Origin of the sequence: Flavisolibacter nicotianae, assembly GCF_003628535.1 — a bacterium.
Lineage (GTDB): Bacteria > Bacteroidota > Bacteroidia > Chitinophagales > Chitinophagaceae > Flavisolibacter > Flavisolibacter nicotianae.
This window is the reverse complement of record NZ_RBCI01000005.1, coordinates 213,597-228,908: the sequence shown is the minus strand read 5'-3', so window position 1 is coordinate 228,908 and position 15,312 is coordinate 213,597. Positions and strand designations below refer to the sequence as shown.

Here is a 15,312-nt window from a genome sequence, read left to right as displayed (position 1 = left end):
ATTGGGCGAGCCACAAATGACCTGGTTGTTGTCCAGATACGTTGTATTAGATTGAAAACAAACAAGATAGAATAGCTGAAACCGGAATCAATTTTTCTTTGCTACAGACTTGCAGGGTGTGGTTGACTGACCAATTACCAGTTCAGCGTCCAGGTGAATTTGCCTGACGGCGCCACCGTCATTGATGGCCTGGAGCAACAACTCGATGGCCTGCCGGCCCATTTCGTGCAGCGGCTGCCGCACATAGGTCAGTCGTGAATAAAAAAGCTCCGTTGCATCCGACTGGTCGAAACTGCAAATCGCCAGGTCTTCCGGTACCTGCAGCGGAAGCGTATTGATATAAATCAGACCAAACGTGGAGAGCTTATTGGACGCGAAAAACAAAGCATCAACCGGGTTGGGTTCGGCTAGAAGCTGCTGAATAGCTGCCTCCACCTCTTCTTTCGATGCATCGAGAGCAACTTCTTTTATCTGCTCTTTTTTGACGCTTACACCATGATCTTTCAGCCCTTTCAAAAAACCTTTCTTGCGGTCCTCGAGATGGATGAGGGTTGTTTTAAAACCAACGATCCCAATCCGGCGCCGGCCGCTTTCAAGAAGATGGACAGCGCACTGGTAGGCCGCTTCAAAATTCTTTACCCCGACGTAATTCACATCCAGGCTTGGAAAATAACGGTCGACCAGCACAAACGGAATTCCCCGCTCCTGCAATTGCCGGATCTGCGGCTCCGTTTTTTCAGCGGCGGCAAGAATAACGCCGTCTACCTGCCGATCCAGCAAAACATCGAGCAGTTTTTGCGACCGTTCGGCCATTTCATCCGAACTGCCAAAGATGACAGTGTACCGGTTTTTTTCCGCTTCGTCCTCGATAATTCTTGCCAGAGTGGAAAAAAAAGCATTGGCAATATCGGCAACCACCAATCCGATGGTGTAGGTTTTCCGCGTCTTCAGGCTCTTGGCAATTTGGTTGGGACGATAGTTCAGCTTGTGGGCAACTTCCCGGATTTTCTGCGCCACTTCTTTCCGGATCCTTCCCTCCTTTTTGTTGTTAAGTACATAGGAAACAAGGGCCGTAGACACACCCACTTCTTTCGCAACATCTTTTAAAGAAACCCTTTTTTCCATCGCAAGAAACCGTCTGATTGAACGTTTTTTTGTTTTTAGTAAGTGATTGTCCTGAATTGGAGCACATCATTCATACCCACTGGCTGCATCCTGATTCTTATGCCTTCATTTCCCATACCAGGGCACTGGCACCGAGTATGGCCGCATCGGCTTCGTTTAAATCGCTAAACACCAGTTTTACTTTGTTTTGAAAAATGGGCAGGAGATTTTTTTCCATGTGTTCCTTGGTCGGTTGCATGATCAGGTCTCCCGCTTTAATCACGCCGCCGAATAACACGATCGCCTCCGGCGACGAAAACATCACAAAATTGGCCAGCGCCTCGCCCAATATTTGGCCGGTGTAGCGATAAACCTCCTGTGCCAGTGCATCGCCCTTGACTGCTGCTTCATAAACCTGCTTAGAGGTCAATTCGTCCAGGTTGTAATGACGCAATACACTTTCATCGCTGCGTTGCGAAAGAAATTCTTTGGCCGTCAACACGATACCCGTTGCCGAGCAATAGGCTTCCAGCGAGCCACAGAGGTTCGTTGCCCAGTGCTTCCGTCCGCCTGGACGTATGATCGTGTGTCCAAGTTCACCTGCAAATCCGTCATGTCCGTAAAGCACATGACCGTTGGCAACAATACCACTGCCCACGCCTGTGCCCAGGGTAATAGTGATAAAGTCCTTCATGCCGGTCGCCACACCGTACATCATTTCGCCCAAAGCGGTTGCATTGGCATCGTTGGTCAGGGCGCAGGGACAACCAAACTTTTCCGACACAAGCCTGGCAAAAGGAACAACGCTTCGCCAGGGCAGGTTGGGCGCATAGTCCACGGTACCCGTGTAGTAATTTCCATTGGGTGCACCAACACCTATCCCTTTGATCGTTTCCAACCCGACCTGCTGTATGGCAGGAGCCAAAGCTGTATACAGTTCATCAACAAACGCTTCCGGCGTAGCAAACTTGCCGGTAACAACAGCTGCCCCGTAGGACACGATCTCGCCGCGATGATTAACGATACCGGATTTTGTTGACGTGCCGCCGATATCCACGCCGATGGCGTATTGCTGATTGGCAATTGTAGTCATGGCGATAAAAATAAACAGAAACAGGGTAAGCCGTAGCCGGAAAGATTTTCTTTCAGATCATCAGACAGGAAATGTCCACGGCTGAGCAGAAATTTGCAATCTTTTTGATTAGTGCTCGCCGTTAAGCAACCTGATATTCTCCTCGTTTGTCTCCTTGAGGTAAAACGCAACAAAGATCAATGGCTTTTCTTTCGACGCGTTATCAAAATGAAGGATCGTTTTATCTTTTGGCTCGAAGAACGCATCACCTTCTTTCAGGATACGGCTTTCTTCCCCTTCAACCTGGAACAGTACATTTCCTGACACGACATAGCCGACAACAGGACAGGGATGAAGATGCCTTGGCGCCGCCTGGCCCGCTGGCATTGTCACTTCTTTGATCTCGACCACCGCGACACGCTGGTTTACCATTGCATTCAAGAGATCTTTCCGGCTGGGTTGTTTTTGTTGTGCCATCATTGCTGTGTAAATAAATAAAGCGGAAAATAAAAATCCGAGTTTGAACAGATTTCTCATCGGGTAAATAAAAGGCGTAAAAATAAATCGCACAAAAGCCAAAGCAAAAGCAAATTTCCGAAACGAAAGTTGTCACGTGAACATTCGTTCGCAGAAGCCGTCCATCAACTGTTTCTTCATTTCAATGCCGGTAATCCGCACATCCAGGTGGGCAAATAAAAAAACTGCCTTCCGGTGCCGTTTCAGAGCAGGAAAGGCAGTTTTAGAAATCCGATGTCAAAGCAATCAGCGCTGTTTAAAATCGGTCAGGCTGACATAAGACTTTTGACCAGCATTGTCGTAATAAATCGTGTATTCTTTTGGATAATACATGCCTGAAGCAGCATACAAATCTGGCTGCGGCACAGGCAAACGATAGCTGGTTTTGGTTAACAATGTACTCAGGGTAATCATTGGCTCCATAAAAGTCACATGACCGTTGTACGTGCCGTAAATAAACGTGTAGGTAAACGGATGACCGTTGAATTCGGGTGAAGCAGGATCGATCCAATGTTTTCCCATTTGGGGTACGCCACCCGGAGATGGAACATAAGTCGCAGGCAAATACCCGGCAGGAGGATAATTGTCAAACTGTGCTGCCGTGGCAGGCGTATAGGGTGGAATGGCCTCCCTTTCAGCAGAACTGGTCATGTAAAAATGAAAATCGAAATGCGGAACACCGTAAAACATCTCCGGTTCGTGCCCTGTCGGATTCCAATCCAGGTAAACATGTTTGTATGGAGTCGCCTGTGTCGCCTCCATGGGTAGATCCAAAACGTAACTATAGGCAGGGATTTCTGCCGAAGCAGCCGGTAGACTCTGTAAAGCAGCTTCTGTGATTTCCACGCCCAGTTCTTTGGGCTTTCCTGCATGGTTCATGGAATAGACAACTCGGGCCGAGCCGTTACCCAATGCGACTGACGGTCCATAGTACGTGCTTTTCTTTATCTGATCTCCTACCCGTGCCGCGCCGACGGCGGCATCTTCGCCTGACGCAGAGATTTTCATTTCTTTTTGGCACGAAACCAGAAACAAGACAGTCGTGAAAAAGAGAATTGACGAAAGTGCAGTTTGCTTTGTCATAGACAATTGTTTTATGGGTTAAAAAATGATCCCCTTTTAAATTGTCTTCATTTTCGCAACTAATCTGTGCACACGGGATCGTGTGATCAATGGGTACAAGTGTCGATTATGCGTGAAGGAAAAAAATGGTTAATTCTGAATAAAGGAGTTGCTACAAAAAGTTCGAAATCATTTTTAAATCTATGTAGAATTTTTGGCAATATGTTTTTCTCGTAAAAATATTCCAATAACAGGCAGGTAAAGGAGACGTGATCCCAAAGAAATTCTGCCTGACAAACCTCCGCAAACGGCAATCAGTAATCGATTCCTGCGCAACTATTGATATAGACCTGACCATTTTCCAAACCAGGAAAAGCTACTTGATTAAGCCGGTTGAAAAATAAAAGAGGAGCGCCACAGTTCCGGCGCTCCTCTTTTATTTTTCCTGAATTATCTCGTCTCAGGGTTTCATTACCACTTTGACACAATCTTCTTTTTTCTTTTTGAAAATATCGTAGGCATGGCTTGCTTCTGTCAATGGAAGGCGATGCGAAATAATATCATTAAGGATGACCTTGCCATCGAGCGTTAACCGGAAAAGTTCATCGATGTATTTCTGCACCGGTGCCTGTCCCATGTGTACATGCAGCCCCTTGTCGAAAATTGTATGCACAGGAAAATTATCGTACGGATTGCCATACACACCAACAACCGAAACCTGCCCGCCGCGCCGCACAGCCTTAAAGCAATTTTCCATCACTTTCACGGTTCCTTTTTCGAGGTGAGCAACGGCCTTTAGTTTTTCACCAAAAGAGCGGCTGGCTTCCACCCCTACTGCATCGACGCAAACATCGGCACCTCTGCCGCTTGTCATTTCGTAGATCTTTTTGATCAGGTCCTCGTCCTCGCCATTCAGCACTTCCACGTTGTTAACCTTCACTGCGCGGTCGAGCCTGTATTGCTCAATATCCACTGCAATTACCCGTGCAGCCCCACGAATCCAGGCGGCCTTCTGTGCCATCAGGCCAACGGGGCCCGAACCAAAAATGACAACCGTTTCGCCACCTTTCACACCGGCCCAGTCGATAGCCGTCCACCCGGTTGGAAAAATATCGGTAAGAAACAGAACCTGCTCGTCGTCCACACCATCGGGAACCATACGGGGGCCGAAGTTGGCATAGGGAACACGAACGTACTCTGCCTGTCCGCCCTGGTAACCGCCATATAAATCGGTATAACCAAACAAGCCGCCACCTTTCCCTTTTGTCATGTCACCTTCCGGTCCATAAAACTCCGGGTTGGAGTTTTCGCAGTGCCCCGGCAAATCGTGGTTGCAAAAAAAACAGTGGCCACAGGCAATTGGAAACGGCACGACGATTCTGTCGCCTTTCTTCAGTTTGGTTACACCTTTTCCAATTTCTTCCACGATGCCCATAAACTCATGTCCCATTACCTGGTCCTTTGCCTGCGGGAAAAAACCATCATAGATATGCAGGTCGGATCCGCAAATTGCGGTCGACGTTACTTTTACAATCACGTCTTCGTCTTGTTCAATCTTTGGATCATCTACATTGTCGACAGATATATCGCCAATCTTGTGAAACACGGCTGCTTTCATTTCAATTTGATTTAAAAAAGAAAAATGTAAAAAACAATAACCTGCGTGCACGACAGATTATGTAATTTTTGAAAATAAGATCTAACAAATCTGGTACCATGAAAAGTCATACAAACCTCTTCGGCAAACTGCTGAAACAATCTCAACAGGTTCGTTCAAACAATATGCCCCGACTTGAACAATGCAGGTGCCACTCTTTGTGTGGATAAAACAGGATGTAAAACAATCGTCTTATCCATTGGCAATTGGATAAAAAAAACGCTATCTTTTTTCACCTCATCTTTCCTGTAGCCGGGGTTATTCGTGTCAAGCGTTGAACCTGAAATTGTTTTGGTTGAACCCTGATCATCTGGCTTGTTTCGCTTAAAAACATCCATTCAGGAAGTGAGAAATACAACGGAGTTTTCAATGAAAAATGCATTGCCTTTTTTGCATGAAAGGCATAGTTTTTATGGTACTTTATGCTTGCTAATCGTATCCCTTAATCATTAAAATCAAATACTATGGCAGACAAAAATTTTCAACAGAGAAATCAGTCCCATCAGTCACACCAGGATTGGGAAATGGAAAGAAGACGCTCAAACCAGGGAAGCGACTGGTCGCAACGTGGATATGAAAATACAGACAACAATCAGCAGAACAGAAATACGAATGACCAGTACGGAGATGTTGGATATAGTGGAGACTCCGCACACGGGATGGGAAATGAAAGTTACGATAATCCCAACCGGGTAAACTATCTCCCCGACAACGATGACAACCGGGGCCGGTTCAACCGCGATTACGAAGACACGCAGTACGGAACAGCAGGAAATTATGGTTACCGAAATGAAAACAGCGGACGTTTTGGCAACGCGGGAAACTACTCCGGCCAGTCGGACATGAACAGGCGCCAGTATTTTGGCAATATGCAGGGAAACCAGGCTGGCAGAAGCGACGACTGGAGTCGCAGACAATTCGGGCAAAGTGGTGAGGGAAACTGGGGAAGCGATTATGGCCGGCAGGACTGGGGCCGCGGAAACGTCAACACCGGCAATTTTGGATATCGCCAGGATTACGACAACCAGCGTTACGGTAACAACTATGGGAATATGAACAACGATTATAGCCGCGACTGGGAGCGTAACCGTTATGGTAACGAACACCACAATTCCGGGCAGGATCGAAACAACTGGTGGGACCGGACAAAAGACAAGGTTTCTTCCTGGTTTAACGATGATGACAACAACCGAGACAGGGGAAGAGACTATTCCGGCGGCCATAGGGGAAAGGGACCTAGCGATTATCGTCGTTCAGAAGAAAGGATACGTGAAGACATTTGCGACAGGCTGACCGATGACGATATGGTGGATGCCAGCAACATTCGTATTCAGATGGACAGCGATGCCGTGATCCTGAGCGGTACAGTGCATAGCCGCGAAGAAAAAAGACGGGCGGAAGACCTTGTAGAGTCAATTTCCGGCGTCCGCAATGTCGAAAACCGCCTGCGGGTGGATCATGGTTCCAGTCTCACGTCGCATGAATACACGGGGAACACGGGTGCTACCGGTGGCATCGGTAAAGAATCCGGGACAACGAATGAAATTATTCGCAACACGCAAAACGAGCGGAATAATCCTAAATAAAGCGACACGAAAATCTGAAAAGATCATTTTAAACAGGAAAAGCGCCTCTCTTGTGACGGCGCTTTTCTTATTGATATGTTTCCATTCAATTTTTAAGCATCGATGGAATGCGTGCAATTGCATGTACACTTTCATTGCGCTGTATAAACCCGAACATAGTCGATGTACATAGCGCCTGTCACAATTTTCGAGGGATCGAAACTGGAAAAGAAATTCCCACCAACGGCAAGGTTCAGTGTAATGCGCTCGGTTTTTCCGAAAAGATCAGGTATATAGCCGCCGCTCTTCACTTCGACCAATGCACCGTCCAGGTAAGAGCTCAGCGTATTTTGTTCCCACACCATTTCGTATACATGGTAGCAGGCCGTTAAGTCGCCATTTGCAGTGAGATAACCAACCTGGTTACGAACAAGGTTGCGATTGGCCACTTTGCCATAAAAATAATTCGTCTGGTATTTTGTCGGCTCTTGTCCGCGGGCCTCCAGAAAATCAATTTCGCCTTGTGTTGGCCAGGGATCGCCATAGCTCCAAAAAGCCGGCCACATACCATACCCTGCCGGCAGCTTAATGCGGGCAACCATTCTTACTTTTGGTGATTGCAAACTGGCCGAAACATTACTGGCACACTCCACACGGCCAGATGTATAATTAAAGGTTTTAGGCGTCGAATCGCCTGGCGTTGTTGCTCCGGTTACAGTTTCCTTTTTTGCCGTTATCACCAGGTTTCCATTGAAAACCTGAAGATTTGCAGCCTGGTAATACTGAAGTTCGTTGTTGTAGGCACCACCCGTCCAAATGTTCCATTTGGAAAGCCCGGCATCGAAATTATCCTCAAAGGTTTTTGTCCAGCCAGCGTTTAGTAGCGCTGTTTCGTTATAATCGTAATCGCAAATCGCATTTACGGTTGTGGAACCACTAACCGGCCGGCCGGTCGGGGCAGCATCCGTTTTTACACTCGTCGTTGCAGGCTGCTGTTTTTCGCACGACAGCAGGAAAGACAGTAAAAGCAGGCCAAAGCAAGGTTTGGTACAAGCAAGCATAGCAGGCATAATAAAGTTTTAGCATGAAGAATATCTCAATGTACAAAAGATTGCCAGAGATCGGTATAGGTAAAATCCACTTCTTTGCCCATTTTTACATATCGGAAATGGCAGCGTTTAAAGCAGAAGCAGTCAGGATGGACAAGGGGAATCGATTTTACCCTTGACCATAAACAACACCTACATGCCTGTAGATATTAGTCAACTCGATTTACCAATTTCGTAACGAGTCGGTAACAATTTTTTTTGTGCAACAGTCGTATCTTTGTTCTTCACGATAGCAGTAACAATTTTTCTCATAAGCAGTTAGTTTTGGTTGCGACCCCTGTTTCTACAGGGGTCTTTTTATTTTCGAAACCCGCGCCTACTGCTGCTTACCCGATACGGTCTGATTTCGCCAGGCGGCCGGCTAGTCAAGCCTGTCTTATTTATCCGAAATATCGCAGGCAACAAATGAATGATTTTGCCTCCAATCGATTCCAAGGAAAGAAATGATCTGCCTTTTGAATTGCTGCAAAGCATTTTCCGGCCATTTGTTGAAACTTATTTACCTTTCTACCTACTCCCCTATACAAGACTGCCGAATCCTGCCAATACAGTTCTTACACATTGTTTCACCATTTTAAAATTCACACAATGAAACGCGTAACCCACGTCGCGATCTTCGCAGTTTTTGCTCTTCTTGCATCCACCTCCAACGCCCAAAACGCCAATGTAAAACAAACAAAAACCAGCAGCACTGATGAGCCGTACAAGATTGATGCCCGCAACCTGAGTATCGGCAATATGGCATATGCGCAAAAAGTGTTGCGTGCCTGGAAGGATTTTGACGATAACACCCTCGACAATTCTATTTCTCTTTTTGCGGATGATATCGTTGCCACTTTCCCCGATGGCACATTGGTAAAAGGACGGGATAATTTCATTAAAATGGCCAAAGATTCCAGGAACAACATGGCATCGGTTGTCAGCACGGTGGCTGCCTGTACCACACTAAAAAGTCCTGACCACCCGGAAAGCGAAACCGTCACCATCTGGGGCATGGAGACAGACACGCATAAAGACGGTACAGTTACCAAAATGCACCTTAATGAAGTTTGGTTCTTTAACAAGGAAGGAAAGGTGTATGAATTTCACCAAATGGCAGCAAGGGACGAACCCGAGAAAAAATAATCTTCACTCGACAATGCCCGCTTGAGCGGGCATTGTTATTTTCGCATACGGCATATGAAGCAATAAATGCATCCTTGTTCGTTCTGGCAGCTTTGCTTTTCGTCGCTAAGATTATTAACTGGCAAGCAACGTGCATAACTATAACTTTTCAGATCAATAACTTTCATAATCAATCCAATAGCTCTTGTGAACAAAAAGGCGCAAAATAACGAGATAAAAATTTGGAATTGGCTGCAAAGAATTTGTACTTTCGATAGCAGAAAGGGTTGATGTTTCTTTAACCAGAAAAAGCAATCTTTTCCGAAAGGCATCGGGTTAGTAAGTAAATGAGCTTCGGCTTCTTTATCTATTGTTCCGGTGCTTTTCTTTTATCCTACATTCTCTCGTCCCGCTATTAAATTTCAGTCAGTCTGCGGTTATCGAATCCAGGGTTTCTGCCCCGGTTTTAATCTAATGTTTGAATGTTTTGCATTTTCGGCAGCATTGGATTCTAAAAAGCCAGGTCCGCCAAACAGTTTATATCAACACTGACAATTCATTTTCAAAAATCAACAATTGATCCCAATGGGCAGGCAACCAAAAACAACTAACTGGTATTTTGTTGCATGAATAAATTTTTTGAACTTTTTGGCGGTCCGATCGCCGTATTGTTATCTGTTATTGCAACTATCATTGTTTCCCGTGCCTGGAAAACCGATGGCCGGCACACCCGCAGGCTCCTGGTTTCCGTTTTGTACTGGGGCCCGCTCTTCCTGGCAGCCTGCATGTTACTGCACCTGATTCAAAATGCGTATCGAGCCACCATCAGCTTCCAGGATAACGGCGTGTTCAATTTTTACTATTATTCGCTCCAGCTTTTTGGCTTTGTAGTCGGTTACCAGGCCTACCGCTTACTGCTTCAATGCCGCCGGCATGTCACAGGAAATAAACGTTTCAATAGGCAATTATTGCTTTCCGCAGGCCTTATCGTTCTTACAACACTTCCAACGTTTGTATTCACCCCAATTGGCATCATCCCAACCGCTGTCATGACGATCACCACACTCGTTTCATTGATTACACATAAAAAGGCAAACCGGCACCAGCTGTCCATGCATCAGGACATGCCTGCCGCAATCGAAATTCCGGTATAACATTATTTTAAAAATGCTACGATGATAAGTCCGACCATTGCTTTTTACGAAAGCACTTGACCATAAAAGCGATTACGACTTTGTGAAATTGTATCAGGTATCAGTCGACATTTAGTCCAATATTGTTTAGAACGCCGGCCGATCGTAAAAAAACGGGCCTCCTAACCGGAGGCCCGCAACACAAAAACCTATGAAAAAACGACGCTTTATTTACTGCCTTTGTCTGCTATATTTTTTTCCAGCAGGGTGATATACTTTTTGGCGTCAGCGTTTGACGGATCAACCGCCAGTACCTTTTCAAAATAGTCAACCGCTTCGCCATAATTTTTTTCCGTATTGGTCTTGTAGGCGGCAAGATAACCGTAGGCCTCCACTATCCAGCGCTTGTAGTTTGCATCGGTTGAATCTTTTTCCAAAATGGCAACCAATTTTTCGTAGGCAGGTACGGCCAGGCCTTCTTTCATTCCAGAATCTTGCAGCGCTTTGCTTTTTGCCTGCCAATAGTAGCCATAGCTTTGATCCGGGTACTTTGCTACATAGGTGCTAAATACCGAATCGGCTGCCGAATATTGTTCTGCACGGATGTGCGCCAAACCCCAGGTAAACAAATCGAGGTTGTTGGCCTTTGAATTTCCCGTATAATATTTTTCCAGCCACTTCGCCTGTGCTGCATAGTCTTTGTTTTCACCGGCGTAACCAGCAAGTTTTTTGTAGTAAGCATAGCGTACGATTGAATCTTTTTCATCGTCGACGCCTTTGGCATAATAAACCATAGCCAATGAATCCTTTCCTTTCGAAGCGGCGTAAAAATCTCCCATCGTCAGGTAATCGCGACCGATGATCGTGCTGTCAGCTCCCTTGTCAAAATAGGTTTGCATGCTGGTAAGCGCACTGGCCGTATCCGCCTTTCCGGCAAAACTGTAGGCAATGAGCTTATAAAGCCGTGGCTGCGCTTTTGTTCCCTCATTACTCAAAATTTCGTTTGCCTTCTGAATGGCAGAATCATATTTTTTCGTGAGATAAAAAAGATCAGCCAGTTCATATAATGCTTTTTCGCTTCTATCTGATTTGGAAAGATATTCCTGGTAATAGGCCAATGCCTTTGCCGGATCACGATAAAATTCGTGGGCATAAAGACGGTAAATGGAAGGCGCATAGGCAGCATCAGCATTAATCGCTTTCGTAAAATATTCCGTGTAGAGCGGTACATTTTTTTGCGAAAGAAAAATATTGCCAAGCCGATGGTAAGCGGCGGCATATTGACCGTTTTCTTCAATGGCTTTCTGATATGCCTTATAGGCTTCAGTACCATTATGCAACTTACGGTAGGCGTCACCCAAAAGCGTGTACAATGCTGCATCATGCTTTTCCCGTTTGATCGCCTTATTCAGCAAGGTCACGGCATAATTTGCATCGCCAACTGTCGATCGGATATGAGCTTCAGCAATAGCTGAAAGAACAGCCGGATTTTTTTCTTTCGTCTCACTCAGCGCCTTTTCAAAAACCGCGGCAGCCTCTGTTGCTTTGCCTTGCTGCAGCAGCACGGCACCGGAAGCAACCTGGTAAAGCGGTTCTTCTTTCAGCGACCCGGGGGCATTCGACAACGCCGTCATCGCCGCTTCGGATTTGTTTTGAAGAAGGTTTGCCTGTACCAATCCATACAACGCTTCCGCATCGGAAGGATTTTGCTGTACCGCCTGGCGGAACGTTTGCTCAGCCGATTGGTACCGTTCATAATACAACTGTTGTTTTCCCTGCTCTACCGATTGCGCCACTGCGGCAAGGGATACGGAAATAGAAGAAAAAAAGAATAAGACTGTTTTCATGGTCATACTTTATGATTTTATAATTCTACTTAAACGGCAAGCACCTGCACTTTCGAGCCTACTGGCAACACATCGGAAGTGTGCCGGTTCCACCAGCCGATCCATGTTTCTTTTTCGGGATGCACCAGCAAAACATCTGCATTTATCTTTTCTGCGTACTGCAAAAACGCCTTTGCTTTGTTTCTGCCACGCACAACCGCATATTCCACGGGACAGTGTAGCCGCATTTTGAGCCATTGAAACATGTGCACCAGTGCAGCAGCCGAAAAATCAGACGGGCCGTTTTTCCCATTCACCAGTGTAATCAGGTGGATATTTGGACGGCCGTGCCTGCAAAGCACTTCCAGCGCCTGGAGTTTGCTTTCCGGAAAGGCATCTGTTACCGGTACAACCACCGTTCTTGTTTTGTTATGCAGCGCACCAGGTTTTACAGTCAGCACGGGTATACCCGTGGCCTGCGCCAGCGCCATTGGCATCATGGTCCGGGCAAAGGACAATCCCGTATGCATGGCTGTTTGCCCGATAACGATCGCATCAGGTCGCAGGCTTTCTGCAGATTTGCGGATTGAACGCTGAACCGAATGTCCCTGCAGCAATTCGCATCGAACAGTAAGGCCTGCACATTCCTCAATGGACCGCCGCCATTCTTCCAGTTTCCGCTTCCTCTCCCTGTAAACCGCTTTGCCGGCGTAAAACGGGCTTGGTTTCAACACATGCAACAGGTGGATGGTAGCAGTATCCCGCTCTACTAGGGCGAGTGTTTTTGCTATGGCAACCTCTGTATTAACGGAAAAATCTACCGGCACCAGAACCGTTTTAAAACTCTTTAAAATCGTATCCATCGGGACAACGAACCTAGTTCCCACACATTAAGCCGGCATTAATCTGGCATTAGAAATGAATTAGAAATGACCGGCCCGAACGCAAACGGAATCCCCGGGCAAGCGAAGTTTGGTAACTTGCCGGCAATGACGGAAGAACGGAAAATCCTGTTGATAGAAGACGAGCAGAAAATTGCCGACGCCTTACGACTGGGCCTGACAGAAGCGGGCTATGATGCTGATGTGGCCTACAACGGTGCGATCGGATGGAAGATGTTTCAACAGCAGCCGTATAACCTGGTTGTACTCGATATCAATTTGCCGGGCATGAATGGATATGAGCTTTGCGAAAAAATCCGCCGCCAAAACACACAGGTTCCTGTGATCATGCTAACAGCGCTGGGTGCCCTCGGCGATAAAATTGAAGGTTACGACGCCGGTGCAGACGACTACATTGTCAAACCCTTTGAATTCCGGGAACTGCTAATGAAAATCAGGGTTCTGCTAAAACGAAGCCTGCACCAGCAGGTCCCCGTTGGAACCATATTGAAAGCGTCTGATCTCGAGATGAACGTGGACAGCAAAGAAGTCAGGCGGGGCGAGACCGCCATAAATCTCACGGCAAAAGAATTCCAACTGCTGGAATACCTGTTGCGAAACAAAAACCGCGTGGTGTCCCGGAGCGACATTGCCATCAATGTCTGGGACATCGATTTTGACACAAACACCAACGTCATTGATGTCTACATTAATTATGTTCGCAACAAGGTCGATAAGAATTTCGACCAGAAACTGATTTACACGCAGGTCGGTATGGGATATATTTTAAAAGACAATTCATAGCAATGCCGGTTCGGTTTCGCATCACGCTCCTTTTTTCTGCGCTTGCATTTGTCATCCTAAGCCTGGTATGCATCGTCATTTATTATTTTTCCTACGAGGCGAGAATCACTAACCTTCGCACCCGGCTTACGAACAGGGCCATTACCACCGCACGGCTACTCAGCCAGCGGGAAATTTTCGACAAAGCTCTCGTTCAGCGAATAGATTCATCGACAACAATCGCCTTGCTGGACAAGTCCGTGCAAGCCTATGATGAACGAAACAGAGAGATCTACCGTTATAGCGACAGGCCAAACGACACCATGGACGTGACACCCGACGACCTGGAGGCAACACGCAAGGCCGGCCAAACCTTTTTTCGCCAGGGCGAAAAACAAGTAGCCTCCTATTATTACACCAACGAACCACTCCGACTTGTTGTCCTGGTAGCCGGCGAAGATGAAGAAGGTGTAAAACAGTTGAACAACCTTTTGAACATTTTGCTGATCAGTTTTCTGATCGGCAACTTTCTGATCCTTGTAGCCGGGTATTTTTTTTCCCGCGGTCTTTTACAGCCAATCCGCCGCATTTCGGAAGATGTAGCAGAGATATCGGCACAAAACCTTGCCCGGCGCATCGATGCCGGCAAATCGAAAGACGAATGGAACCAGCTATCGCAAACATTGAATGATCTTCTGAACCGCCTGCAGGAAAGCTTTGAGATGCAACGCCGCTTTATTGCCAACGCATCGCACGAGTTGTCGACGCCGCTTACGGCAATTTCCAGCCAACTCGAAGTATCCTTGCAGCGCGAAAGGGCCGCCGAAGACTACAAGCGGGTGATGCTTTCCATTTACCAGGACGTGCAGCAGCTGAACAAGTTAACACAAACTTTACTCGAATTTGCCAAGGCTTCAGGCGATGTGGGCGGAATCGAAATCGACCTGGTACGTATCGATGAAGTCATTCTGAATATTCCCGGTGCGGTTGCCAAGAGCAATCCAACCTATAATATCAAAGTTGATTTCAGCGAAATGCCCGAGCAGGAAGACAACCTTCTTGTTTTTGGCAACGAAGCTCTGCTCTCGACAGCAATCAAAAATATTGTGATCAATGCCTGTAAGTTTTCGACAGACCACCAGGCGGCCATCACCCTCCGCATTGCAGATCACCAAATTTTTATTTCTATTGCCGACAACGGACCCGGGATTGAGGAGTCGGAAATGGAACGCATCTTTCAGCCGTTTTATCGTGTGGAAGAGTCGCGGACCACGGGAGGATTTGGGTTAGGGCTTCCGCTCGCTTATAGGATCATTAAAATTCACAAAGGCAACATCGACATTCACAGCAAGCCGGGTGAAGGCACAACCTTTGTGCTGGTGTTGCCGTCCGCGAAAAGCCTGAAATCGTTTTAGCATCGTTCGACGGGCCTTTTTCGCTGCACTCGCAGGTGTATTGAAGTAGAAGGTGGAACAAAAGCCAATGAGGCTATAACGGTTT

Annotated in this window: 13 protein-coding genes; 5 read left to right on the top strand and 8 right to left on the bottom strand. The window is 46.7% G+C overall.

What is annotated here, in order from left to right; genetic code table 11:
• Nucleotides 1-87 precede the first annotated feature (87 nt).
• From D6024_RS15705 to D6024_RS15685, 5 genes are all read right to left on the bottom strand, one after another.
• Complete coding sequence (locus tag D6024_RS15705) at nt 88-1,125, bottom strand: LacI family DNA-binding transcriptional regulator (protein ID WP_121355592.1); 1,038 nt, start codon at nt 1,123-1,125, stop codon at nt 88-90.
• Between the two features lie 97 nt (nt 1,126-1,222).
• Nucleotides 1,223-2,197: an ROK family protein gene (locus tag D6024_RS15700; RefSeq protein WP_121355591.1), complete on the bottom strand. Its 975-nt coding sequence runs from the start codon at nt 2,195-2,197 to the stop codon at nt 1,223-1,225.
• A 108-nt stretch (nt 2,198-2,305) separates the two neighbouring features.
• Nucleotides 2,306-2,656, bottom strand: a complete 351-nt coding sequence (locus D6024_RS15695; protein ID WP_205573293.1) for a cupin domain-containing protein — start codon at nt 2,654-2,656, stop codon at nt 2,306-2,308.
• Nucleotides 2,657-2,938: 282 nt separating this feature from the next.
• Entirely contained in the window at nt 2,939-3,775 is an 837-nt protein-coding gene (locus tag D6024_RS15690) for a DUF5602 domain-containing protein (protein WP_121355590.1), read from the bottom strand.
• Between the two features lie 439 nt (nt 3,776-4,214).
• Complete coding sequence (locus D6024_RS15685) at nt 4,215-5,372, bottom strand: zinc-dependent alcohol dehydrogenase (protein ID WP_121355589.1); 1,158 nt, start codon at nt 5,370-5,372, stop codon at nt 4,215-4,217.
• A gap of 563 nt (nt 5,373-5,935) precedes the next feature.
• Between D6024_RS15685 and D6024_RS15675 the strand changes: the two genes are divergently transcribed.
• On the top strand, nt 5,936-6,997 hold the full coding sequence (locus tag D6024_RS15675; RefSeq protein ID WP_162944796.1) for a BON domain-containing protein: 1,062 nt from the start codon (nt 5,936-5,938) through the stop codon (nt 6,995-6,997).
• Between the two features lie 131 nt (nt 6,998-7,128).
• Here D6024_RS15675 and D6024_RS15670 read toward each other — a convergent pair whose 3' ends face one another.
• Complete coding sequence (locus D6024_RS15670; protein ID WP_121355586.1) at nt 7,129-8,046, bottom strand: glycoside hydrolase family 16 protein; 918 nt, start codon at nt 8,044-8,046, stop codon at nt 7,129-7,131.
• A 627-nt stretch (nt 8,047-8,673) separates the two neighbouring features.
• Between D6024_RS15670 and D6024_RS15660 the strand changes: the two genes are divergently transcribed.
• Together D6024_RS15660 and D6024_RS15655 are read left to right on the top strand one after the other, a co-directional pair.
• A complete protein-coding gene (locus D6024_RS15660) occupies nt 8,674-9,210 on the top strand; it encodes a Cif family virulence factor (protein WP_121355584.1) in 537 nt (178 codons plus the stop codon).
• Nucleotides 9,211-9,815: 605 nt separating this feature from the next.
• Complete coding sequence (locus D6024_RS15655) at nt 9,816-10,343, top strand: hypothetical protein (RefSeq protein ID WP_121355583.1); 528 nt, start codon at nt 9,816-9,818, stop codon at nt 10,341-10,343.
• A gap of 206 nt (nt 10,344-10,549) precedes the next feature.
• On the opposite strand, the gene D6024_RS15650 is transcribed toward D6024_RS15655, so the two are convergent.
• Together D6024_RS15650 and D6024_RS15645 are read right to left on the bottom strand one after the other, a co-directional pair.
• Nucleotides 10,550-12,169 carry a tetratricopeptide repeat protein gene (locus tag D6024_RS15650; RefSeq protein WP_162944795.1) on the bottom strand — a complete coding sequence of 540 codons (1,620 nt, stop codon included), beginning with the start codon at nt 12,167-12,169 and terminating at the stop codon, nt 10,550-10,552.
• A gap of 29 nt (nt 12,170-12,198) precedes the next feature.
• Nucleotides 12,199-13,011 carry a universal stress protein gene (locus tag D6024_RS15645; RefSeq protein ID WP_121355581.1) on the bottom strand — a complete coding sequence of 271 codons (813 nt, stop codon included), beginning with the start codon at nt 13,009-13,011 and terminating at the stop codon, nt 12,199-12,201.
• Nucleotides 13,012-13,137: 126 nt separating this feature from the next.
• On the opposite strand from D6024_RS15645, the gene D6024_RS15640 reads away from it, so the two are divergent.
• Together D6024_RS15640 and D6024_RS15635 are read left to right on the top strand one after the other, a co-directional pair.
• Nucleotides 13,138-13,833: a response regulator transcription factor gene (locus D6024_RS15640; RefSeq protein ID WP_121355689.1), complete on the top strand. Its 696-nt coding sequence runs from the start codon at nt 13,138-13,140 to the stop codon at nt 13,831-13,833.
• A 2-nt stretch (nt 13,834-13,835) separates the two neighbouring features.
• Entirely contained in the window at nt 13,836-15,227 is a 1,392-nt protein-coding gene (locus tag D6024_RS15635; RefSeq protein ID WP_121355580.1) for a HAMP domain-containing sensor histidine kinase, read from the top strand.
• Nucleotides 15,228-15,312 lie beyond the last annotated feature (85 nt).

Coding starts and splice junctions, on each gene's coding strand:
- D6024_RS15705 (WP_121355592.1), bottom strand. CDS start 1,125: ATGGAAAAAAGGGTTTCTTTAAAAGATGTTGCGAAAGAAGTGGGTGTG.
- D6024_RS15700 (WP_121355591.1), bottom strand. CDS start 2,197: ATGACTACAATTGCCAATCAGCAATACGCCATCGGCGTGGATATCGGC.
- D6024_RS15695 (WP_205573293.1), bottom strand. CDS start 2,656: ATGATGGCACAACAAAAACAACCCAGCCGGAAAGATCTCTTGAATGCA.
- D6024_RS15690 (WP_121355590.1), bottom strand. CDS start 3,775: ATGACAAAGCAAACTGCACTTTCGTCAATTCTCTTTTTCACGACTGTC.
- D6024_RS15685 (WP_121355589.1), bottom strand. CDS start 5,372: ATGAAAGCAGCCGTGTTTCACAAGATTGGCGATATATCTGTCGACAAT.
- D6024_RS15675 (WP_162944796.1), top strand. CDS start 5,936: ATGGAAAGAAGACGCTCAAACCAGGGAAGCGACTGGTCGCAACGTGGA.
- D6024_RS15670 (WP_121355586.1), bottom strand. CDS start 8,046: ATGCCTGCTATGCTTGCTTGTACCAAACCTTGCTTTGGCCTGCTTTTA.
- D6024_RS15660 (WP_121355584.1), top strand. CDS start 8,674: ATGAAACGCGTAACCCACGTCGCGATCTTCGCAGTTTTTGCTCTTCTT.
- D6024_RS15655 (WP_121355583.1), top strand. CDS start 9,816: ATGAATAAATTTTTTGAACTTTTTGGCGGTCCGATCGCCGTATTGTTA.
- D6024_RS15650 (WP_162944795.1), bottom strand. CDS start 12,169: ATGAAAACAGTCTTATTCTTTTTTTCTTCTATTTCCGTATCCCTTGCC.
- D6024_RS15645 (WP_121355581.1), bottom strand. CDS start 13,011: ATGGATACGATTTTAAAGAGTTTTAAAACGGTTCTGGTGCCGGTAGAT.
- D6024_RS15640 (WP_121355689.1), top strand. CDS start 13,138: ATGACGGAAGAACGGAAAATCCTGTTGATAGAAGACGAGCAGAAAATT.
- D6024_RS15635 (WP_121355580.1), top strand. CDS start 13,836: ATGCCGGTTCGGTTTCGCATCACGCTCCTTTTTTCTGCGCTTGCATTT.